This is a genomic window from Sphaerisporangium krabiense (genome assembly GCF_014200435.1).
Lineage (GTDB): Bacteria > Actinomycetota > Actinomycetes > Streptosporangiales > Streptosporangiaceae > Sphaerisporangium > Sphaerisporangium krabiense.
This window is the reverse complement of record NZ_JACHBR010000002.1, coordinates 1531938-1552199: the sequence shown is the minus strand read 5'-3', so window position 1 is coordinate 1552199 and position 20262 is coordinate 1531938. Positions and strand designations below refer to the sequence as shown.

22 protein-coding genes and 1 pseudogene are annotated in these 20262 nt (G+C 74.1%); 13 read left to right on the top strand and 10 right to left on the bottom strand.

Annotated elements, in window-relative coordinates:
- Positions 1-13: 13 nt before the first annotated feature.
- Entirely contained in the window at positions 14-844 is an 831-nt protein-coding gene (locus BJ981_RS34840; protein WP_275422289.1) for an alpha/beta fold hydrolase, read from the bottom strand.
- 126 nt (positions 845-970) lie between these two features.
- Here BJ981_RS34840 and BJ981_RS34835 point away from each other — a divergent pair, with 126 nt between their 5' ends.
- The 3 genes from BJ981_RS34835 (at position 971) to BJ981_RS34825 (ending at position 4235) form a co-directional block, all read left to right on the top strand.
- Entirely contained in the window at positions 971-2314 is a 1344-nt protein-coding gene (locus BJ981_RS34835) for an aminotransferase-like domain-containing protein (RefSeq protein WP_239139097.1), read from the top strand.
- A 45-nt stretch (positions 2315-2359) separates the two neighbouring features.
- Complete coding sequence (locus tag BJ981_RS34830; RefSeq protein WP_184617592.1) at positions 2360-3061, top strand: VIT1/CCC1 transporter family protein; 702 nt, start codon at positions 2360-2362, stop codon at positions 3059-3061.
- Between the two features lie 184 nt (positions 3062-3245).
- A complete protein-coding gene (locus tag BJ981_RS34825) occupies positions 3246-4235 on the top strand; it encodes a sulfotransferase family protein (protein WP_184617591.1) in 990 nt (329 codons plus the stop codon).
- Here the strand turns inward: BJ981_RS34825 and BJ981_RS34820 are convergent.
- Both BJ981_RS34820 and BJ981_RS34815 read right to left on the bottom strand, forming a co-directional pair.
- The gene (locus tag BJ981_RS34820; protein ID WP_184617590.1) at positions 4174-4635 is read right to left on the bottom strand and encodes a nuclear transport factor 2 family protein; all 462 of its coding nucleotides are present in this window, start codon (positions 4633-4635) and stop codon (positions 4174-4176) included. The two genes, BJ981_RS34825 and BJ981_RS34820, sit on opposite strands and share 62 nt — an antisense overlap.
- 158 nt (positions 4636-4793) lie before the next feature.
- Positions 4794-5705 carry a glycoside hydrolase family protein gene (locus BJ981_RS34815; RefSeq protein ID WP_184617788.1) on the bottom strand — a complete coding sequence of 304 codons (912 nt, stop codon included), beginning with the start codon at positions 5703-5705 and terminating at the stop codon, positions 4794-4796.
- A 277-nt stretch (positions 5706-5982) separates the two neighbouring features.
- Between BJ981_RS34815 and BJ981_RS34810 the strand changes: the two genes are divergently transcribed.
- Positions 5983-6789, top strand: coding sequence for an SAM-dependent methyltransferase (locus BJ981_RS34810; RefSeq protein WP_184617588.1), 807 nt, complete (start codon positions 5983-5985; stop codon positions 6787-6789).
- 25 nt (positions 6790-6814) lie between these two features.
- Here BJ981_RS34810 and BJ981_RS34805 read toward each other — a convergent pair whose 3' ends face one another.
- A complete protein-coding gene (locus BJ981_RS34805) occupies positions 6815-7654 on the bottom strand; it encodes an ABC transporter permease (protein ID WP_239139098.1) in 840 nt (279 codons plus the stop codon).
- Entirely contained in the window at positions 7651-8571 is a 921-nt protein-coding gene (locus tag BJ981_RS34800; RefSeq protein ID WP_184617587.1) for an ABC transporter ATP-binding protein, read from the bottom strand. The genes BJ981_RS34805 and BJ981_RS34800 overlap by 4 nt, the downstream gene beginning before the upstream one ends.
- A 158-nt stretch (positions 8572-8729) precedes the next feature.
- Between BJ981_RS34800 and BJ981_RS34795 the strand changes: the two genes are divergently transcribed.
- The 4 genes from BJ981_RS34795 (at position 8730) to BJ981_RS34780 (ending at position 12438) form a co-directional block, all read left to right on the top strand.
- Positions 8730-9929 (top strand): sensor histidine kinase, encoded by a 1200-nt coding sequence (locus BJ981_RS34795; protein ID WP_204070126.1) that lies wholly within the window; start codon positions 8730-8732, stop codon positions 9927-9929.
- Between the two features lie 10 nt (positions 9930-9939).
- Positions 9940-10656, top strand: coding sequence for a response regulator (locus BJ981_RS34790; RefSeq protein WP_239139099.1), 717 nt, complete (start codon positions 9940-9942; stop codon positions 10654-10656).
- A gap of 119 nt (positions 10657-10775) precedes the next feature.
- Positions 10776-11186 (top strand): YciI family protein, encoded by a 411-nt coding sequence (locus tag BJ981_RS34785; protein ID WP_239139117.1) that lies wholly within the window; start codon positions 10776-10778, stop codon positions 11184-11186.
- 4 nt (positions 11187-11190) lie between these two features.
- Positions 11191-12438 carry an RNA polymerase sigma factor gene (locus tag BJ981_RS34780; RefSeq protein ID WP_443728996.1) on the top strand — a complete coding sequence of 416 codons (1248 nt, stop codon included), beginning with the start codon at positions 11191-11193 and terminating at the stop codon, positions 12436-12438.
- 61 nt (positions 12439-12499) lie between these two features.
- Here the strand turns inward: BJ981_RS34780 and BJ981_RS34775 are convergent, their stop codons facing one another.
- From BJ981_RS34775 to BJ981_RS34765, 3 genes are all read right to left on the bottom strand, one after another.
- A complete protein-coding gene (locus BJ981_RS34775) occupies positions 12500-12868 on the bottom strand; it encodes a nuclear transport factor 2 family protein (protein ID WP_184617585.1) in 369 nt (122 codons plus the stop codon).
- Between the two features lie 204 nt (positions 12869-13072).
- Complete coding sequence (locus BJ981_RS34770; RefSeq protein WP_184617584.1) at positions 13073-13897, bottom strand: ABC transporter permease; 825 nt, start codon at positions 13895-13897, stop codon at positions 13073-13075.
- Entirely contained in the window at positions 13894-14859 is a 966-nt protein-coding gene (locus BJ981_RS34765; protein WP_184617582.1) for an ATP-binding cassette domain-containing protein, read from the bottom strand. Before BJ981_RS34765 ends, BJ981_RS34770 begins: the two co-directional genes overlap by 4 nt.
- Positions 14860-14986: 127 nt before the next feature.
- On the opposite strand from BJ981_RS34765, the gene BJ981_RS34760 reads away from it, so the two are divergent.
- The gene (locus BJ981_RS34760) at positions 14987-15760 is read left to right on the top strand and encodes a TetR/AcrR family transcriptional regulator (protein WP_184617580.1); all 774 of its coding nucleotides are present in this window, start codon (positions 14987-14989) and stop codon (positions 15758-15760) included.
- Positions 15761-15787: 27 nt separating this feature from the next.
- Here the strand turns inward: BJ981_RS34760 and BJ981_RS34755 are convergent, their stop codons facing one another.
- A complete protein-coding gene (locus BJ981_RS34755) occupies positions 15788-16321 on the bottom strand; it encodes a pyridoxamine 5'-phosphate oxidase family protein (RefSeq protein WP_184617578.1) in 534 nt (177 codons plus the stop codon).
- Positions 16322-16520: 199 nt separating this feature from the next.
- Between BJ981_RS34755 and BJ981_RS34750 the strand changes: the two genes are divergently transcribed.
- A complete protein-coding gene (locus BJ981_RS34750) occupies positions 16521-16910 on the top strand; it encodes a PPOX class F420-dependent oxidoreductase (protein WP_184617576.1) in 390 nt (129 codons plus the stop codon).
- Here BJ981_RS34750 and BJ981_RS34745 read toward each other — a convergent pair.
- The gene (locus BJ981_RS34745; RefSeq protein ID WP_184617574.1) at positions 16864-17799 is read right to left on the bottom strand and encodes a LysR family transcriptional regulator; all 936 of its coding nucleotides are present in this window, start codon (positions 17797-17799) and stop codon (positions 16864-16866) included. The genes BJ981_RS34750 and BJ981_RS34745 overlap by 47 nt on opposite strands.
- A gap of 60 nt (positions 17800-17859) precedes the next feature.
- On the opposite strand from BJ981_RS34745, the pseudogene BJ981_RS39740 reads away from it, so the two are divergent.
- The 3 genes and pseudogenes from BJ981_RS39740 to BJ981_RS34735 form a co-directional block, all read left to right on the top strand.
- Positions 17860-18189, top strand: a pseudogene (locus BJ981_RS39740) (MFS transporter); the annotation flags it as partial.
- A gap of 103 nt (positions 18190-18292) precedes the next feature.
- Positions 18293-19000: an MFS transporter gene (locus BJ981_RS37610; RefSeq protein WP_204070128.1), complete on the top strand. Its 708-nt coding sequence runs from the start codon at positions 18293-18295 to the stop codon at positions 18998-19000.
- 14 nt (positions 19001-19014) lie between these two features.
- On the top strand, positions 19015-20241 hold the full coding sequence (locus BJ981_RS34735; RefSeq protein ID WP_184617572.1) for an MFS transporter: 1227 nt from the start codon (positions 19015-19017) through the stop codon (positions 20239-20241).
- The last annotated feature ends 21 nt before the right edge of the window (positions 20242-20262 follow it).

Sequence of the window (20262 nt, the reverse complement as noted above, 5' to 3'; positions counted from 1 at the left end):
GGGGCGCGGCGGCCTAGGACGCCAGGGCGGCGGCGTCCTCGACGGCGGACAGCAGGCCGCGGAGAGCCTGGTTGAACCGCCGTGGGCGTTCCAGGTTGGGCAGGTGGGCGGCGCCCTCGATCACCACGAGCGCGGCCCCGGGGACGCGGTCGCGCATGTACTCGGCGTCGGACACGGGGGTGAACTCGTCGTCCCGGCCGACCACGACCAGCGTCGGCACCGTGACCGTGCCCAGCAGGTCCCCGTAGCAAGGGCGCTCGGCCCGGCCGCGCAGCGCCGCCGCGGCCCCCGCGGGCGGGGCGGCGCGCATCATGCCGAGCACGTGCGCGGCGACCTCGGGCCGGGCCGCGACGTTGTAGGGGGCGATCATCTTGGTCAGCACCTCCTCGGCATAGGGGCCCATGCCCTCGCGCAGCAGGCGCTCGGCCTGGCCCCGCCGGGCCCGCCGGCCCTCGGCCGTGTCGGCCCCGGCGAAGGTGTCGGCGAGCAGCAGCCCGCGCACCCGCTCGGGGAAGAGGCGGTAGAACTCCATGACGATCTGGCCGCCCATCGACAGGCCGCCGATCACGGCCCGGTCCAGCCCGAGGTGGTCGAGCAGGGCGGCGATGTCGCGCGCGAACGCGCCGAGTGGCGTCGTGCCGGGGACGACCCCGCTCTCCCCGTAGCCGCGCAGGTCGGGCACGACGACGCGCCGGGCGGGACCGGCGAGCGCGGCGATCTGCGGCGCCCACATCGAGCGGTCGAAAGGGTGCCCGTGCACGAGTACCAGGGGCTCGCCGGCGCCCGCGTCGTCGTAGGCGATCGTGACGCCGTTCACGACCGCGCGCCCCGTCCTGACCTTCACCGGATCCCCCGTCCCGCGCGGTCGTGTGCCGCGCTGAGAGCGATGCTAGAAGGGGCGCCGACCTCGGTGCAATGCTATCTTTGCGCTCGGTGCAATAGCTGGCTTTGCCGTCGAATGAGACGAGGCGTGGTGGAGGACTATCGGAGCATCGCGGACGCCCTGGCCGCCGACATCGCCGCCGGGCGGCTGCGTCCCGGCGACCGCCTGCCGCCCCAGCGCGCGTTCGCCCGCCGCCGGGGCATCGCGGGCTCCACCGCCGCCCGCGTGTACCGGGAGCTCGGCCGCCGCGGGCTGGTCACCGGAGAGGTGGGCCGGGGCACGTTCGTCAGGGCCGGGGAGCGGTCCCCGGGACCGTCCCTGGTCGAGCCCGGCGCCGCGCGTGTCGACCTGGAGCTCAACTACCCGGTCGTCGAAGGGCAGGCCGCCCTGCTCGCCGGGGCGCTCGGCGGCCTCCTGCGGCCCGACGTGCTGGCCTCCGCCCTGCTCCCGGCCGGGCCGTCCGGCACGCCCGAGGCGCGCGAGGCGACGGCCCGGCTGATCGCCAGGGGCGGCTGGGAGCCCGACCCGGCGCGGGTGCTGTTCGCCGGGAACGGCAGGCAGGCGGTGGCGGGCGCGGTCGCGGCGCTGATCCCCGCCGGAGGACGGCTCGGCGTCGACGCCCTCACCTACCCCATGATCAAGGCCATCGCCGGACGGCTCGGCGTCACGCTCGTCCCCGTCGCCGCCGACGAGGCCGGGATGCGCCCGGACGCGCTGGCCGCCGCGCACCGCCGGGCCCCGCTGCGCGCGGTCTACCTGCAGACCACCCTGCACAACCCGCTCGGCCTCACCATGCCGCCCGCGCGGCGCGCGGACCTGGCCGCCACGCTGCGCGCCCTCGGGCTGTACGCCGTCGAGGACGCGATCTGGGCCTTCCTCCGCGAGGACGGCGAGCCGCCGCTCGCCGCGCTCGCCCCCGAGCGCACCGTTCTCGCCGACAGCCTGTCCAAGCGGCTGGCCCCCGGCCTGACGGCCGGGTTCGCGCTGCCCCCCGCCGAGCTGTCGGCGCCCGTCGCCGCCGCGCTGCGGTCGGGGGCCTGGACGGCCACCGGCTTCGCCCTGTCGGCCGCGGCCCGCTGGATCGCGGACGGCGCCGTGGCCGAGGTCGAGCGGGCCAAGCGCCGCGACGCCGCGCTGCGCCAGCGGGTGGCCGCGCGCCACCTGGCCGGGTTCGCCGTCCGGACCGATCCACACGCCTACTTCTCCTGGTGGGAGCTGCCCCCGCCGTGGCGCGCCGAGACCTTCGTCGCGGCGGCGGCGCGCCGGGGCATCGCGGTCACGCCGGCCGCGTCCTTCGCCGTCAGCGCCCGCAGCGCGCCCTCGGCCGTGCGCCTCGGCCTCGCCTCCCCGCCCGTGGAGGTCCTGTCCGAGGCCCTGGCCGTCCTGGCGGCGCTGGCCCGGCGCACCCCGGAGGACGCCGCCGACGAATGACACGCCCGTTCACCCGGCAGCGCTTGGCATTTGTACAGTTCTGGTATGACAAGGGCTGAGATCCACCACCGCCACAGGGACGTGACCGGGGGCTGGTTGCGCCCCGCCGTGTTCGGCGTGATGGACGGGCTCGTGTCCAACGCCTCGCTGATCGCCGGCGTGGTGGGCGGCGGCGCCGGTGCCAAGACCGTGACCGTGGCCGGGCTCGCCGGGCTGGCCGCCGGGGCGTTCTCGATGGCCACCGGCGAGTACACCTCGGTGCGCTCCCAGTCGGAGATGACGCTCGCCGAGATCGCCGTCGAGCGCCTCGAGATCGCCAGGAACCCGCAGGCGGAGGAGGACGAGCTGGCGGCCCTCTACGAGTCGCGCGGCCTCACGCCCGAGCTGGCCCGGGAGGTGGCGCGGCAGCTCCACAGCCGCGACGACGTCGCCTGGCGGGTGCACGCCCGCGAGGAGCTCGGGGTGGACCCCGACGACCTGCCCTCGCCGTGGCTGGCGGCCGGGTCGTCGTTCGTGGCGTTCTCGATCGGCGCGCTCGTCCCCGTCCTCCCCTTCCTGTTCGGCTTCACCTCGGTGGTCGCCGCCATCGTGCTGACCGCCCTCGGGCTGGCCGGCACGGGCGCCGTGGTGGGACGGCTGACCTCGCGCTCTCCCCTGGCGAGCGGCGCCAGGCAGCTCCTGCTGGGCGCGGCCGCCGCCGCCGTCACCTTCGGCATCGGCCATCTCGTCGGCGCCACGCTCACCTGAGGACATCCCACCCCGCGCCCGTGCCATCCGCCCGGGGAGTGTCGCGTTCCTCCCGGGAAGAACGAAATCCCTCCTGATGCGGCCACTTCCGGCCAAGTGATCGCCATGCTCCGGCAATATCCCCTTTTCCTATGTATTAAGTGGGTATAATGATCCATATTGCCGTCTTCACCGAGGGGATCGGATGGCTCTACCGGACTTCCTGGTGATCGGAGCCCCCAAGGCCGCCACCACGGCCTTGCACGCGGCGCTCGCCCGACACCCGGCGCTCTTCCTGTCCGCCGTCAAGGAGCCCAAGCACTTCCTCACCGACGGACCGCCGCCCACACGCGGCGGTCCGGGAGACGCGCAGACCTTCCGCGAGCACGTATGGCGCCGCGACGACTACGAGGCGCTGTTCGACGCCGCGCCCCCGGGCACGCTCAAGGGCGAGTCCACGCCGTTCTACCTGTACGACCGGGGGGCGCAGCTCCGCATCCGCGCGGCGATCCCGGACGCCAGGCTCATCGTCGTCCTGCGCGACCCGGTCGAGCGGGCGCACTCCAACTGGACGCACCTGTGGTCGGCCGGGCTCGAACCCGTGGGCGACGTGGTGCGCGCCTGCGCCGAGGAGGAACGCAGGATCGCGGCGGGGTGGTCGGCCTTCTGGCACTACGTCGCGCTCGGCAGGTACGGCGAGCAGCTTCGCCACCTGTACGGGCTGTTCCCACGGGACAACGTGCTGGTGTTCCGCTACCGCGACCTCGTCGACGAGCCGCTGAAGACCCTCGACCGCATCTGCGGGTTCCTCGGCGTGGAACGGGGCGTCATCTCCGAGGTGCCGCGCGAGAACGTCACCGCCCATCCCGAGCGGACGCTGCGCCACCAGGCGCTGTCCCGCGTGATCCGCGCCGGGGCCGCCGTCGGGCGCCACCTGCCCGGCCCGCTCGCGGGCCGCCTCACCGAGTCGCTGGAAGGCGCGCTCCAGGACAACGGCAGGCCGCGCCGCCCGCTGAGCTGGGAGCAGCGCCAGGCCCTCATCCCGCGCTTCGAGGAGGACATCGCCCTGCTCCAGGAGGTCACGGGCGAGGACTTCGGCGACTGGCTGCGCCCCCGCGAACGCTCGGGCGGCCTCATGGGCGACCGCCCACCGGGCCAGCGCCAGGCCCGCAACGGCCGCCCGCGCCTCCCCTGACCCGGAGGCCCGCCGGCATCACCTGACCCGCGGCGCCGGCGTAGGTCCACATCTCGGCCATCCGGCCGCCCTCGAGACGGACCAGCCAGATCAGCGGCGTGCCCGCGTCGCTCGCGCCGGCCGCCGCCGTGCCCACGGCCGCCACCAGTTCGCCGTCGCCCAGATACGCCTCGATGGCGAAGCGCAGGCCGGGACGGGCCGCGCGGACCCGTGCCACCGCCTCGCGCACCCCCTCCGGGCCGCGCACCTCGGGATGGGCGTGGTCGCCCCAGCCCGGCGCGACGATCTCCTCCGCCGCGGCGCAGTCACCGGTGTTCCACATGGCGAAATACCGGCCGACGACTCCCCCCGCGCCGCCCGCCGGCAACCCGGCGGACTCGGTGGTCCCGACGTGCTCCATGAGCGGCTCCCGTGCGTCTCTGCGATGGGCGCGGCCACCCACGGGGCGGGCGGCCTCCGCCCATCATACGGAGTGATAGCTCCGGTTCGTTGGCGAATCCCCGGCAGGGGACCCCTCGCCCGTCCCGATGCCGGGGTTCGCCCTAGGGGCTCGCCGGGTCAGCGCAGTTCGGTGCGCAGTTCGTGGGCGCCGTCCTGCCGGGTGTACTCGTAGTACAGGCGCTTGCGGCCGTCGGGGAGCTCGACGATGTCGAGGTAGCGCAGCCCGCCGTACGGCGAGACGGCGAACGGCTCCTCACCGACCGGGGTCAGCGTCGCGTGGTCGGAGCCCGTGGCGAGGCCCGTGCGCTCCTCGTAGTTCTCCCCCGCGGTGGCGCGGCCGTCATAGGCGGCGACGAGCGCGCCCTCGTGCCTGACCACCGTGGTGACCCGGGCGCCGCGGGAGTCCCAGCAGCCGGGACGGCCGCTGAGCGCGGTGCCGTGCCAGGTCCAGACCACGCCGTCCTCGCTGGTGGCGTAGTCGCTGACCATCTGGTCCTCCTCGCCGGGGTCGGCGAGCGGGTGGCAGGAGGCCCACAGGTGCCACACGCCGTCGTGACGCACGATCACCGGGTCCTTCACCCCGGTCTTGGGGTCCCCTGGCAGGACGACCTGCCGGGCGGCCGGGTCGAACCGGGACGGGTCGGTCGCTTCGAGCAACTCCACCCGCCAGTGCTTGGAGTCGTAGGTGGCGCAGCTGATGTAGAGCCGCCACAGTCCCTCGGGGGTGCGGACCAGCGCGGGGCGCTCCAGGGACTCGGTGTCCACCTCCTCACGCTGAAGCGTGTAGATCGTCTCGAAGCGCTCACCGTCGGCGGAGCGGGCGACCACGACGGCGTAGCCGCGCCCCTCGCCGATAGGCCGGCGGAGGCGGTAGGCCAGGTAGATCACCCCGTCGCTGAGGACGGCGCTCGGCGCGCCCGCCCAGGAACCGGGCGTGTCGTGCGGTGGGGCGACGACGACCGTGGCCTGGTCGGGGCGGGGTCGCGGCACGGCCGCGTGAGGGTCGTTGAGAGAGTCCTGATTTTTCATCGGCACGTCGAAACAATAGACAACATTCACCCGTGCTGGGGGAAGACATGGCCGGTCAGGGGCGTGATCGCCTTTCCGGGGCCCCATAGGGGCCCCTGATTCCGGCCCCGCCGGCCCCGCCCGGCGGACCATCCGGGTCACCTGGTTCCCCAGGCGGTGCGGCACAGGCACGATATGAGGGAACCGGCGGTATGTGGATGGTTCCGCACACTAAGGTTGATCTTGAGTGCGCGGCCGTGACCGTACGGCGGGAGCGAACGGAAGGCAGTGACCAGAGATGTCGGACGCCCCCCAGGACCGGAACGCCCCGGTCGACCTGCAGACCGACCGGCCGCACTCGGCGCGGGTCTACGACTACATCATGGGCGGCAAGGACAACTTCGCCGCCGACCGGGAGACCGCGGCCACGGTGCTGGCCGGCTGGCCGGGACTGCGCACCTCGATGCTGGCCAACCGCGCCTGCATGCACCGGATGGCCCGCCACCTCACCGGCCTGGGCATGCGGCAGTTCATCGACGTCGGCACCGGCATCCCCTCGTCGCCGAACCTGCACGAGGTGGTCCAGGAGACCGCGCCCGACGCGCGCATCGTCTACGTCGACAACGACCCCATCGTGCTGACGCACGCGCGCGCCCTGCTGACCGGCACGCCCGAGGGGCGCATCGCCTACATCCAGGCCGACATGCGCGCCCCCGAGACGCTCCTCGCGGACGCCACACTCCACCAGGTGATCGATCTCTCCCGGCCGGTCGCGCTGACCGTGATAGCGACGCTCCAGTTCGTGGAGCACGCCCGGCAGGTGGTGGAGGCGCTCCTGCGGCCGCTCGCCTCGGGCAGCCACCTCGCCATCACCATCCCCACCGGCGACCTCGCCCCGGAGTCGGAGCGCCTGGCCCGCGAGTACACCGGCCGCGGCATCCCGATGTACCTGCGCGGCCGCGCCGAGGTGGAGCGCCTGTTCACCGGCCTGGAACTGCTCGACCCCGGCGTCGTCCCGATGCCCCGCTGGCACCCGGCCCCGGGGGACGAGCCTCTCCCGGACACGGCCACCAACATGTACGCCGCGGTGGGCCGCAAGCCGTAGGACGGGCGCTCCGGGCGGCGTGGGTTCAGGGATCCCTGCGGGAGAAGGCGACCGCCGCCGCCCCCAGCGTCACGACGACGTAGGCCACCGCCACGGCCAGCGCGGCGAGCGGTGGCAGGCCGCCGCTGCGCGCGAACGGCCCCTGCGGGATGTCGGGGTCCGGAGCCACGCCGGCGAGCTGGTCCGGCAGGTTCGCGGGCAGGATCCTGGCCAGCCGGACGTTCCACGGCTCGGGCAGGAACCCCAGCGCGAGCGTCGGGAGCACGAACGTCAGGCCGGCCACGGCGACGACGGCGCCCGCCGTCGAGCGCGTCAGCGTGGCCAGGCCGAACGCCACCAGCGCCACCACCGTCACCGACAGGCCCATGCACACGAGCAGGGGAACCTGCTGCGTGAACGACGCCTCGAAGCCGGGAATCGGCCGGTCGCCCCGGACCCATCCGGCGGCCGCGGCGACGCCGGACAGCACGACCACACCGGCGGCGAACGACACCGCCGCGAGCACCACCGCCTTGGCCGCGAGCAGCCGCCCGCGCCGCGGGACCGCGAGCAGGGCGGCGCCGACCATGCCCGAGGCGTACTCCGAGGTGATCGTGAGCACCCCGAGCACGCCGATCACCAGCTGGACGAACGGCAGGAAGTACTCCTCGGCCGTGATGCCGCGCCACCGGGCGCGGAGCTCCGGTGACGCGGCGTCCCACGCGCTCACCGCCTGCAGGCTCAGCAGGGCCGTGAGCGCCACGATCAGCAGGGCCACGCCGAGCACGTAATAGGTCGAGCGCACCGACCGCAGCTTCACCCACTCCGCGCCGGCCGCGTCGCCCATCTCCCGCATGGCGGAGGGGGCGGTGTCCGTGCCGGTCATCGCGAGGCCCCCGTCCCGGTGGCGGCGCGGTGCTCGGCCGCGTCCTCGATCAGGCGGAGGTACGCCTCCTCCAGCGACGCGCCGCGCGGGGTCGCCTCGTGCAGGGGGATCCCGTGGCGTGCGGCCAGGTCGCCGATCGCCGGGGCCTCCATCCCGCGCACCGACAGGCCGCCGCCGGGCTCGGCGGTCACCTCCGCCCCGGCCTCGGCCAGCGCGCGGGCCAGGTCGCCGGCGCGGGGCGAACGCACCAGGACGCCCCGCCGGTAGCGTTCGGCGAGGTCGCGCACGGAGGTGTCGGCGACGAGCCGGCCGCGCCCGATGACGATGAGCCGGTCGGCGGTGAGCTCCATCTCGCTCATCAGGTGGCTGGACAGCAGCACCGTGCGCCCGCCCGCCGCCAGCTCGCGCATGAGCCCGCGTATCCACCGCACGCCGTCGGCGTCCAGCCCGTTGACCGGCTCGTCGAACACCAGCACGCCGGGGTCGCCGAGCAGCGCGGCGGCGATGCCGAGCCGCTGCTTCATGCCGAGGGAGAACCCGCCGACCCGCTGCCGGGCGACCCCGGCCAGGCCGGCCTGCTCCAGAACCTCCGGCACGCGCGCCGCGCCGATGCCGTTGCTGCGCGCGAGCCATCCGAGGTGGTCCAGCGCGCGCCGCCCGCCGTGCACGGCCCCGGCGTCGAGCAGGGCTCCGACGTGACGCAGCGGCCGGCGCAGCGCGGCGTAGGGGCGTCCGCCGACGAGCGCCGCGCCCGAGGCGGGGGCGCACAGGCCGAGCAGGGCCCGCATGGTGGTGGTCTTCCCCGCGCCGTTGGGGCCGAGGAAGCCGGTCACCCGCCCGGGGCCCACCTCGAAGGACAGCCGGTCCACGGCGAGGGCGCCGCCGTAGCGTTTGGTCAATTCCCTGACTTCGATCACGCGCACAACGCTGGCGCACGGCGGCCGGGACCCGCATCGGCCCTGGGCCTCGATCCGCCCGGTGGACGCCACGCCCGTTTCGTCCCGGCGGGTCGGCCCTGAGGATGACGTCCCCGAGGATGAGGCGCGGGATCGTCCCGGCCGGGTACGGTCGACGGATGCAGGAGGCGTACCGGTGGTGGCAGCGGCCGTTGCTGCTGGACGGGCTCGCCGCCGCGGCCTACCTCGTGCTGTTCGCGGCGCAGACGTTCCCGCGGATGCCGGGCGGGGACGCCGGGGCGCTCGTGGTGTGGGTCGCGGTGCTGGCCGGGATGGGCGCGCCGCTGGCGGTGCGGCGCCTGTGGCCGGCGCGGGTCTTCACCGTCGTCTTCGCCGCCAGCCTGGTCTCGGCCCTGCTGGACGTGGTGCGCGACTCGTTCGCCGCGGCGGCCTTCGCCCTGTACACGGTCGCGCTCACCCTGCCGCGGGTCCGCTGGGTTCCCACGCGCACGATCGGCCTGGTCAGCGCGGTGACGGTGGTCGCGTCGACCATGGCGGGCCCGGCGGGCGGGTTCCCGCGCGCACTCCCGTACCCGGCGCTGCTGTTCGGCGCCACCCTCATGGGCGGGTCCTGGACGATCGGCCGCGCCGTGCGCGAGCGCCACGCCTACGTCGCCCGCACGGCCCGGGAGGCCGCGGCGCGGGCGGTGACCGAGGAGCGGCTGCGCATCGCGCGCGAGCTGCACGACGTCGTGGCCCACAGCATGACCCTGATCACGGTGAAGGCCGGCATCGCCGACCACGTGGCCGAGCGGCGTCCCGAGGAGGCCCGCCTGGCGCTGCGCGAGATCGAGTCGGTGAGCCGGGGCGCGCTCACCGAGATGCGCCACATGCTGGGCGTGCTGCGCGCGGAGGCGCCCGCGGGCCCTGACGACCTGCGTCCGGTTCCGGGGCTGGCGCGGCTGCCGGAGCTGGCCGAGCGCGCGGCGGCGGCCGGGGTGCGCGCCGAACTGGACGTACGGGGCGTGGACCATCTGCCCGAGGGGGTTGAGCTGTCCGCCTACCGGATCGTCCAGGAGGCGCTGACCAACGTGGTGCGGCACGCCGCCCCGGCGCGCTGCCGCGTCGTCGTCCACGGCCACGGGGGGCAGGTGCGCGTCGAGGTGACCGACGACGGTCCCGGCACGCGCGTGCCGCCCGCCGGGGCCGCCCCCGGCCACGGGCTGGTGGGGATGCGCGAGCGGGTCGCGATGTACGGCGGCGACTTCAGCGCCGGGCCGCGCCCGGGAGGCGGCTTCGCCGTCTCGGCCCGGCTGCCGTACCGGCCGCCCGGCGGGGAACGCGAGGAAGGAGCCCGCCCGGAGCGGGCGTCGTCGTGAAGGGACGCGCGTGGAATCGGACGGGGTGAGCACGGGTGAGCACGAGGTGGGCGGGGCGTCCGTGCGGGTGCTGGTGGCCGACGACCAGGCGCTGTTGCGCGGGAGCTTCCGGCTGCTGATCGACACGGCGCCGGGGCTGACCGTCGTCGGCGAGGCGGGGACGGGCACGGAGGCCGTGGAGCTGGCGCGCCGCGAGCGGCCCGACGTGGTGCTCATGGACGTGCGGATGCCCGAGATGGACGGCATCGAGGCCACCCGCCGCATCTGCGGCTCCCCGGACACCGCCGGGGTGCGCGTGCTGATCCTCACCACCTTCGACCTGGACTCCTACGTGTACGCGGCGCTGCGGGCCGGGGCGTCGGGATTCCTGCTCAAGGACACCCGCCCGGCGGACCTGCTCACCGCCATCGGCGTCGTCGCCTCCGGCGAGGCCCTGCTCGCGCCGAGCGTGACCCGCCGCCTCATCGCCGAGTTCACCCGCGGCCCCGACCCCGGTCACCTGCCCGCCCGCGAGCTTGACGGGGTGACCGAGCGCGAGCGCGAGGTGCTGACCCACATCGCCCGCGGTCTGTCGAACGCGGAGATCGCCGGGTACCTGCACCTCAGCCTCGCCACGGTGAAGAGCCACGTCGGCCGCCTGCTGGCCAAGCTGAACGCCCGGGACCGCGCCCAGCTCGTCGTGGTGGCCTACCAGACCGGCCTGGTCTCGGCCCCGCCTCGCCGGTGACGCCCGAAGATCTCGCGACGCGGTCGCGCGAAGATGTCCGGACACGGCGTCCGGCCTCGACGTCCTAGATGTGCGGCACCGCGAGGGTGCCGGCGGAGAGGAGACGAATCGTGAAGTACATGATCATGATGTACGGCTCGCAGCGGGACCACGACATGCTCGCGGGCAAGGACACCGGCGGGGTGGTCTGGACGCAGGAGGACGTCGCCGCCCTGCACGCCTTCATGGCGGAGTGGAACCAGGACCTCATCGAGTCCGGCGAGTTCGTCGACGCCCAGGGCATGACGGCCCCGGTGCACGCCCGCAGGATCCGGCTGCGGGAAGGGGTGCCGGTCGTGACCGACGGGCCCTACGCCGAGACGCAGGAGGTGCTGGCCGGGTACACGACGGTCGAGTGCGAGAGCTTCGACCGGGCCACCCAGATCGCCGCCCGGCTCGCGGCGACCCCGCACCCGAAGGGCGCGAACCTGGAGCACGAGTGGTACGTGGACGTGCGCCCGCTGGCCGGCGCCGAGGAGGAGCTGGACTAGCCCAGTGGTGACGGGGGACGACGCCGGGGACCTGCTGCGCGCGCTCGCGCCGCAGGTGCTCGGCGCGCTCGTGCGGCGCTACGGCAACTTCGCCACCGCCGAGGACGCCGTGCAGGAGGCCCTGCTCGCGGCGGCCGTGCAGTGGCCGCGGGAGGGCCGCCCGCGCGACCCCCGCGCCTGGCTGATCACCGTCGCCTCGCGGCGGCTCACCGACCTGCTGCGCGCCGAGCGGGCCCGCAGGGACCGCGAGGACGCCGCCGCCCGGTGGACACCGGCCGATCAGTGGCTCGCGCCGCCGGCGGACCGCCGGCCGGAGGACTCCGACGACACGCTGATCCTGCTGTTCATGTGCTGCCACCCGTCGCTGTCGCCCGCCTCGCAGATCGCGCTGACCCTGCGCGCGGTGGGCGGCCTGACGACGGCGCAGATCGCCCGCGCCTTCCTGGTGCCGGAGGCGACGATGACCCGCCGCGTCAGCCGGGCCAAGCAGCGCGTCAAGGAGAGCGGCGTCCCGTTCGCCGTCCCGGCGGGCCCGGAGCGGGACGCCCGGCTCGGCGCGGTGCTGCACGTCCTCTACCTGATCTTCAACGAGGGGTACGCGACCACCTCGGGGCCCGGTCTGCACCGGCGGGAGCTGTCGGCGGAGGCCATCCGCCTGGCCCGCCTGCTGCACGGCCTGCTGCCCGGCGACGGCGAGGCGACCGGGCTGCTCGCGTTGATGCTGCTCACCGACGCGCGCAGACCCGCGCGCGCCGGGCCCGACGGGTCGCTGATCCCGATGGCCGAGCAGGACCGCGGCCTGTGGGACGCCGGGCTGATCGCCGAGGGCGTCGCCCTGGTGACCGCCGCGCTGGCGCACGGCAGGCCGGGGCCGTACCAGATCCAGGCCGCGATCGCGGCGGTCCACGACGAGGCGCCGGACGCGGCGCGGACCGACTGGCCGCAGATCATGGCGTTGTACGAACTGCTGGCCCGGGTGTCGGGCGGGCCGGTGGTGGCGCTGAACCACGCCGTCGCGGTGGCGATGGTCAAGGGCGCCCGCGCGGGGCTGGACCTGCTCGACGACCTCGCCGCCGACGAGCGGATCGCCGGCGACCACCGCCTGTACGCGGTGCGCGCCCACCTGCTGGAGATGGCCGGCGACCACGCGGCGGCCCGCGCGGCCTACCAGGAGGCGGCCGGACGGGCCTCCGGCCTCCCCCAGCAGCGCTACCTCAACGCCAGGGCCTCCCGCCTCGCCGGCCACGGCTGACCCGTTCCCCGCGCCACGCGGCGCCGCCACCGGGGCGAGGGCCACCCGCCGTGCGGGACCGTCAGGTGGTGGGGACCTTGTCGAGGAAGCCGTAGACGTGGCGGATGCGGCCGTCCTCGGCGAGGGTCACCACGTCGAAGCCGTCCACGACCGACTCGGCGTCCCCGCGGGGCCCGAGATGCCAGCCGAAGCGCGCCACGTCGTGGTGGGCGTCCACCGTTCCGGCGAGCCGGAACGCGAACCCGGGGAACTGCGCCTGCACGGCGGCGATCAACGCGTCGATGGCGTCGTGCCCCTGCACGGCGGCCAGCGGGTCGGTGTAGGTGCCGTCGGCGTCCCACACCTGGGCGACGCCCGCGCGGCGCGCCGCCGGGTCGGTCTCGTTCCACACGGTGATGTACTGGTCGATCATCTTCTCGACGTCGCTCATCGTCGCTCTCCTCATTGATCCTTATCGACCCTGATCGGTCTTCATCGGAAAACCGCGGCCGGCGCCCCGGCCCCGCGTCCCGCGGAACCGGCGGTCCGTGCCACGCCTCAACCTTGGCGCGCCCCGCGGCGGAAATCGATTACGCGCCGGGTAACCGTCCGCCCCCGGCGGCCCGCGTCCGCGGCGCCGGGGGCGGACGACGGGTCAGCTGCTGAGGCGCTGGTAGCGGCGGACCGACAGGGGGATGAAGATCACGAGCAGGAGCGACGGCCAGACCAGGGCCATGAGCTGCGCGTGCTGCGCGGCCCAGGTGTCGCCGCCCCAGCCGGGGTTGCCGAACAGCTCGCGGGTCGCCGACACGGTGGCCGACATCGGGTTCCATTCGGCGATCGCGCCGAGCCAGCCGGGCATGGTGGCGGGCGAGGCGAAGGTGTTGGACAGGAAGCCGACCGGCCACACCAGGATCTGCAGGGCCATGACCGCCTCGGCGTTCCTGAGCACCAGCCCGAGGTAGATGCCGGCCCACAGCAGGGCGAAGCGCAGCAGCAACAGCAGGCCCACCGCGGCCAGCGCCGCGCCGGGGCCCTCGTGCCAGCGCCAGCCGACGGCCAGCCCGCAGGCGATCATCACGGCGAGCCCGGCGGCGGAGTTGAGCATGTCGGCGACGCCGCGCCCGGTCACGACCGCCGACGGCGCCATGGGCAGCGAGCGGAACCGGTCGGTGACGCCGCGGGCGGCGTCGGCGCTGACGGCGGTGAAGGTGGCCTCGATGCCGAAGACCATGGTCATGGCGTACATGCCGGGCATGAGGAACTCCCGGTAGTCGCCGCCGCCGGGGATCACCATGCCGCCGCCGAACATGTAGGCGAAGATCAGCACGACCATGACGGGGAACAGCAGCCCGATGACGAACTGGGCGGGCTGCCGGGCCCAGTGGGCCAGGTCGCGCCCGGTGATCACCCATGCGTCGGCCAGGGCCCACCGCAGCCGGGCGAGGCCGCGGGGCGGGGCGGGGATCGCGATCGTCACGCGGCCGCCTCCTGCCCGGCGCGGTGGCCGGTGAGGCGCAGGAACACCTCGTCGAGCGAGGGACGGCGCAGCGTGATGTCCTCGGCGGCGATGCCGGCGTCGTCCAGGGCGCGGACCAGGTCGGTGAGCGCGGCCACCCGGTCGCGCACCGGGACGCTGACGCGGCGGGCGCCAGGGTCGCCCTCGGGCTCGCCGCCGGTGACGCGCGCGGCGAGCGCCATGGCGCGGGCGAGGTCGTCGCCGGCGCGCAGCACGATGTCGACGCGGTCCTCGCCGATGCGGCTCTTCAGCTCGTCGGGGCTGCCCTCGGCGATCACGCGGCCCGCGTCCATGACGCAGATCTTGGCGGCGAGCCGGTCGGCCTCCTCCAGGTACTGGGTGGTGAGCAGGACGGTGGTGCCCGCCGCGACCAGGGAGGCGACGGCCTCCCAGACCTCGTCGCGCCCGCGCGGGTCGAGGCCGGTGGTGGGCTCGTCCAGGAACAGCACCGGCGGCGCGATGATGAGCCCGGCGGCCAGGTCGAGCCTGCGCCGCATGCCGCCGGAGTACTGCTTGACCGGCTTGGCGCCGGTCTCGGCCAGGCCGAACCGCTCTAGCAGCTCGTCGGCCCTGCGGCGTGCCCGCGCCGGGCCGAGGTGGTAGAGGCGGCCGAACATGACCAGGTTCTGCCGTCCGCTCAGCACCTCGTCCAGGGCGGCGTTCTGGCCGACGAGCCCGATGCGGTGGCGCGCCTGGGCGGCCTGCCCTACGACGTCGAACCCGGCGACGTGGGCGCGGCCGCCGTCGGGCCGCAGGAGCGTGGTCAGCACCCGCACGGCCGTCGTCTTGCCGGCGCCGTTGGGGCCGAGCAGCCCGCACACGGTGCCCTCGGGCACGGCGAGGTCGAACCCCGCCAGCGCCTCCGCGCCGCCGTACCGCTTGCGCAGCCCTTCCGCGACCACCGCGTGTCCGGTGGTTTCCACTGGCACCCTCCTCGGGGTTGCTTCCGTACGCTGTACCGTACAGCATACGGGCTGCCGTACGGTACAGGATGCGCCGACGGAGGGCAAGCCAGGGGCCGAGGTGGGCGGCGATAGGATGCGAGCCACGATGACGACCGAGTACACCGGCGGGGGCGACCCCGCGCGCAGCCTGGCCCTGCTGTGGCGCACCCGCGAGAAGTCCGGCAGGAAGGGCGGTCCCGACCTCAGCGTCGACCGCATCGTCGCGGCCGCGATCGAGGTCGCCGACGCCGACGGCCTCGGCGCGCTCTCCATGCGCCGGGTCGCCGAGCGGCTCGGCGTCGGCACCATGTCGCTGTACACCTATGTGCCGGGCAAGGCCGAGCTGCTGGACCTGATGCTGGACACGGCGATCGGCGAGGCCGCCAGGCCGGCGGAGGTCGAGGGCGGCTGGCGCGCCAGGCTGGAGCAGATCGCCCGCGAGAAGTGGGCGCTCTACCAGCGCCACCCGTGGCTGTCCTACGTCGCCACCGGCCGTCCCCCGCTCGGCCCGAACGTGGCCGACTCCTACGAGTACGAACTCTCCGCCGTGGACGGCATCGGGCTCACCGACCTGGAGATGGACTCGGTGGTCGCGCTGGTCGGCGGGTACGTCCACGGCGCGGCGCGCGGCGCGGTGGAGGCCGCCCAGGCCGAGCAGCGCACCGGCATGACCGACGAGCAGTGGTGGTGGGCCCACGCCCCCTACCTGGGCAAGCTCATGGACCCTTCGCGCTTCCCGCTCGGGGCGCGGGTCGGCCAGGCGGCCGGCGAGGCGTACAACGCGCCCTCCGACCCGGTGCACGCCTTCGAGTTCGGCCTCGAACGCGTCCTGGACGGCATCGCCGCCCTCGTCGAGCGCAGGTCCACGCCCGGCTCCTGATCACCCCGGGCGCGCGGCGACGGCCCGCTAGTGGGAACGGCCGGACGCCTCGGTGAGCTTCGCGACATCGGGGGCGTAGACCGTCATCCAGTGCGGGTGCAGCCGGTAGTAGACCACCTCGTTGTCCCAGTCGAAGAGATCGGGGCCGTAGAAGTCCTTGAAGTAGGCGAGCAGGTACGGCCAGTCCGCGGCCGGCGCGCCGCCCTGAGGGTTGAGCGTCTCGACCGTGCCGTGCGTGAACACGCCGAGGTCCTCGCCGCGCATGTGCGCGACGCTGGCGGCCGGGCGGGCGGCCAGGTGGCCGGCCTTGGCGGCGCCGCGCGCCGTGCCGAAGTGCCACCTGCCGTGCAGGAAATGCCCGTCCGCGCCGCTGATCCGCGGCTCGCCCTTCGCCGTCACGGTGGACACGGCGAGCGTGCACATGCCGGTCAGGACCCGGGTGAGCCGCTCCGCGGTCATGGTCCTCTCGGTGAAGATCGAGCGAAGGTGCGAGGTGGATCGGGAGAGGGAGGTGTCGAGGAGTGCTTGGAGCTGTTCGAGCTCTTCCGGCGTTTCGCGCATCGAGATCCTTGTCCATCTGTTTCGGGTCCGCCGCGTCTGTCCGCGTGGCCCGGCCCACGTCGGCCGTCGGCGACGGCCGGTGCACCATGCTCGTCCAGAAACACGACACCTTGTGTCGTGTATTTCGCCGATCGTGCGGTCCTGTCCGCCGTCCGGCCCCCTTGACTGCCACCGGCGTCAAGGTTCCAGACCGGCGCGCATGGTCTTCACGCGAGCGGAGCTCGACTACCTGGCCACACAGCGCGTCGGGCGGCTGGCCACCGTCTCGCCCGGCGGGCAGGTGCAGAACAACCCCACCGGCTTCTTCGTCGACGCCGACGCCGGTGTGATCCTCATCGGCGGGCACGCGATGGGCGCGTCGAAGAAGTTCCGCAACGTCCAGCGGGGCAGCACGGTCGCGTTCGTCGTGGACGACCTGGCGACGATCGATCCGTGGGCGCCGCGGGGCATCGAGATCCGGGGCACCGCGGTGGCGTTGACCGGCCAGGAGCCGCCGCTGCCTTACCTCTCCGGGGAGATCATCAGGATCACGCCCACGAAGATCATTTCGTGGAATCTGGACGGTCCGCGGGCGAGTCGTCCGGTGTGAGATGCCGCCCGGCCGGACCGGGCGCCCCGCCGGCGGCGAGCAGGTCGAGGAAGGCCGTGGCCGCCGGGGACGGCCGGGAGTCCCAGATCAGGTGCTCCACCCGTGTGGGAGCGTCGCGGAGGCGGATGACGCGCAGGTCGGCGAAGCGCGGCGCGTACGCGGCCGGCAGCATGCCCACCCCGAGGCCCTGCCGTACCAGATCGACCATGAGCTCGGCGGACGACACCTCGAAGGGCACCTCGCGCCGCACCCCCGCGGCCGCGAAGGCCTCGTCCGACTGCACGCGCCCGGCCGCGCCGGCGCGGAAGTCGATGAACGGCTCGTCCGCGAGGCTCCGCAGGTCCGTCTCCTCCTCCGCCCGGGGGTAGTCGGGCGCGACCACGGCGACCAACTCCCCGCCGCCGAGCCGGCGACCGCGGACGCCCTTCGGTTCCGCGCGGGGCGGCAGGCCGAGGAAGGCGACGTCGACCTCGCCGCGCCGGACCCGCTCGATCAGATCATCGCTCCCCGCCGAGGTGAGCGTGATGTGCACGCGCGGATGGCGCCGGCGGTAGTCCCGCAGGGCGACCGGCAGGTCGACGGCCGCCACCGTGGGGATGGCGCCGACGGCGAGCCGCCCGCGGATCTCCCCGGCGACGGCGGCGACCTCGGCCCGCGCGCGGTCGGCGGCCTCCAGGCACTCCCGCGCCGCGGGCAGGAACGCCTCCCCGGCCGTCGTCAGGCGTACGCGGCGGCTGGTGCGCTCGAAGAGCCGGGCGCCGAGCTCGCGTTCCAGGCCGGCGATCTGATGACTGAGGGCCGACTGCACCACCCGGCAGCGCTCGGCCGCCCGGGTGAAGTTCCTGGTCTCCGCGACCGCGACGACATATCTCAGTTGCTGCAGCTCCACCCCATCGATCGTATATCGCGATCGATGATGATGAAAAGTATGTGTTGGACTCATTGATCGATGCTCGCGCACCCTGGGAACATGACGGAAACCCTCCTGCGCGCACCCGTCACCGATGCCCCTCCACGGCCGCGTCGCGGCCTGCTGCTCCTGATGTCGGTGGCCACCGGGCTCTCGGTCGCGGGTAACTACTTCGCCCAGCCCCTGCTCGAGGTGATCGGACGGGACCTGGGGCTGAGCACCACCATGGCCGCGCTGATCGTCACCGCCGCCCAGGCCGGCTACGCGGCGGGGCTGATCCTCCTGGTCCCGCTGGGCGACCTGGTGGAACGCCGCCGTCTCGCGGTCCTGCTGTTCGCCGCCACCTCGGTGCTCCTGCTGGTGTCCGCCCTCGCGCCGAGCGGCCCGGTGCTGCTGGCCGGCACCGCGCTGACCGCCCTCACCTCGGTGGGCGCCCAGCTGGCGGACGATCTACTGGCTGAACGCGATCCTGATGGCGACCGTCGCCGTCCTGCTGTGGCGACGCCTCCCGCGTCTGCACACCCCCGTCGGGCTGTCCTATCCGGCGCTGCTGCGCTCGACGCTCGGGATGTTCCGCCAGGAGCCGCCGCTGCGGTGGCGGGCCGCCATCGGCGCCCTGGCGTTCGCCGCGTTCAGCGTGCTGTGGACGGCGATCACATTTCTGCTGGCCGGGCCGTCGTACGGCTGGAGCGAGGCGGCCATCGGCATGTTCGCCCTGGTCGGGGTCGTCGGGGTGATCATCACGCCGATCGCGGGGCGACTGGGCGACCGGGGACGGGTGCGGCAGGTCAGCGGGATCGGCGCCGCCGTCCTGGCGCTGTCCTGGCCCCTGATCGGCGCTGGAGGGGACGCGCCGGGCTGGCTCGTCGCGGGCGCCGTGCCGTTCACCATGGCGAACCAGGCGGTGCTGAACGCCAACCAGCACGTGATCTACGCGCTTCGCCCGGAGAGCCGCAACCGGCTCGACTCCGCCTTCATGACCTCGTGCTTCCTCGGCGGCGCCGCCGGATCGCTGCTGGCCTCCGCGGCCTGGACCGGAGCCGGGTGGACCGGGGTGAGCCTGGCCGGCGGCGCGCTGTCCGCCGGGGCCTTCGCGCTGTGGGCGCTGGAGCGCGTCCGGGCGCGGCGCGGCCGACCACGACGGCGACCCGCCGTTCCCATCCGTGAATCCGCGATCTGATCGGAAAGCAGAAAATGACCGCACATGCCGCGCATCCGCAGTCGACCTTGAGGTCATGGCTGGGCGTTTGCGCGATCACAGCCAGCCTGTTCGTCTTTCTCACGACCGAGTTGATGCCCGTCGGCCTGCTCACCCCGGTCAGCGCGAGCCTGAGCATATCCGTGGGAATCGCCGGGCTCATGGTCACGCTGTACGGCGTCTCGGCGGGGCTCGGCGTGCCGTTCATCGTGGCATGGACCCGGCGCGTCAACCGGCGCGTGTTGCTGTCCGCGCTCCTGGCGACACTGACCCTGGGAAACGTGATCACCGCCGTCTCCCCGAACTATCCCCTGGTCCTGACGACGCGGCTCGTCATGGGATTCGCCAGCGGCGTGTTCTGGGCCATCGGCGTGAGCATGGCGATGCGCCTCGTTCCCGAACGCCATGCGAGCAGGGCGGCCTCGGTGGTCATGTCCGGCATCTCGATCGCCGCGGTCGCCGGCATCCCGCTGGGAACGGTCGTGGAAAGCCTCACCGGCTGGCGGACCACGTTCCTCGTCTGGGCGGGCCTCGGCGCGCTGGTGTTCGTCGCGGTGGTCGTCCTGATCCCGTCGCTGCCCTCGGCGAACGCGGTCCCGGTCCGGGAGGTCTTCGGGCTTCCGCTGAAGAACGTGCCGCTACGTCTGGTGCTGTTCACCGTCGTCCTTTTCGTTCTGGGCCATTTCGGCGCGTACACCTTCGTGCGGCCCTATCTGGAGGACAGTTCATCCGCCACCCCGCTCGTCATCACCGTGCTGCTGATGCTCTACGGCGCCGGAGGAGCGGCCGGCAACTTCATCGCCGGATACACGGTGAACAGGAGTCTGCGGGGCAGCTTCACGGCCGGCTGCCTCGGGCTCGTGGTGTCCTTGCTGTCGCTGCTCGCGATCGGGCACGGCCCGGCCGGTGCGGCCGTCTCACTGATCCTCTGGGGAGTCTCCTTCGGTGTGGTCCAGCTGTGCCAGGTGAACATGACGCAGGCCGCCGCGCCCGGCACCTTCGAGGCCGCGATGTCCCTCAACACCATGGCGTACAACACCTCCATCGCGGTCGGGGCACTTCTCGGCGGCCTCTTCGCCGATCACCTGGGGGTCACGAGCGTCGTCTGGTTCGGCGTGGCGCTGACCGCGGCCTCGCTGCTCCTCACCCTCGGTGCCCGCCGGAAGACCTCGCGCGCCGTCCCCGGCGACGCGTTGACGCCCGCCGGCACCACCGGGCGGTGAGCCGGACCCGGGTCGGCCGCA

Excerpts from the sequence above, each read along its gene's own strand:
- BJ981_RS37610 (WP_204070128.1), top strand. The coding sequence starts at position 18,293 with ATGGCGACCGTCGCCGTCCTGCTGTGGCGACGCCTCCCGCGTCTGCAC.
- BJ981_RS34820 (WP_184617590.1), bottom strand. The coding sequence starts at position 4,635 with ATGGAGCACGTCGGGACCACCGAGTCCGCCGGGTTGCCGGCGGGCGGC.
- BJ981_RS34810 (WP_184617588.1), top strand. The coding sequence starts at position 5,983 with ATGTCGGACGCCCCCCAGGACCGGAACGCCCCGGTCGACCTGCAGACC.
- BJ981_RS34825 (WP_184617591.1), top strand. The coding sequence starts at position 3,246 with ATGGCTCTACCGGACTTCCTGGTGATCGGAGCCCCCAAGGCCGCCACC.
- BJ981_RS34815 (WP_184617788.1), bottom strand. The coding sequence starts at position 5,705 with ATGAAAAATCAGGACTCTCTCAACGACCCTCACGCGGCCGTGCCGCGA.
- BJ981_RS34750 (WP_184617576.1), top strand. The coding sequence starts at position 16,521 with ATGGTCTTCACGCGAGCGGAGCTCGACTACCTGGCCACACAGCGCGTC.
- BJ981_RS34795 (WP_204070126.1), top strand. The coding sequence starts at position 8,730 with ATGCAGGAGGCGTACCGGTGGTGGCAGCGGCCGTTGCTGCTGGACGGG.
- BJ981_RS34805 (WP_239139098.1), bottom strand. The coding sequence starts at position 7,654 with ATGACCGGCACGGACACCGCCCCCTCCGCCATGCGGGAGATGGGCGAC.
- BJ981_RS34760 (WP_184617580.1), top strand. The coding sequence starts at position 14,987 with ATGACGACCGAGTACACCGGCGGGGGCGACCCCGCGCGCAGCCTGGCC.
- BJ981_RS34755 (WP_184617578.1), bottom strand. The coding sequence starts at position 16,321 with ATGCGCGAAACGCCGGAAGAGCTCGAACAGCTCCAAGCACTCCTCGAC.
- BJ981_RS34775 (WP_184617585.1), bottom strand. The coding sequence starts at position 12,868 with ATGAGCGACGTCGAGAAGATGATCGACCAGTACATCACCGTGTGGAAC.
- BJ981_RS34830 (WP_184617592.1), top strand. The coding sequence starts at position 2,360 with ATGACAAGGGCTGAGATCCACCACCGCCACAGGGACGTGACCGGGGGC.
- BJ981_RS34735 (WP_184617572.1), top strand. The coding sequence starts at position 19,015 with ATGACCGCACATGCCGCGCATCCGCAGTCGACCTTGAGGTCATGGCTG.
- BJ981_RS34785 (WP_239139117.1), top strand. The coding sequence starts at position 10,776 with ATGATCATGATGTACGGCTCGCAGCGGGACCACGACATGCTCGCGGGC.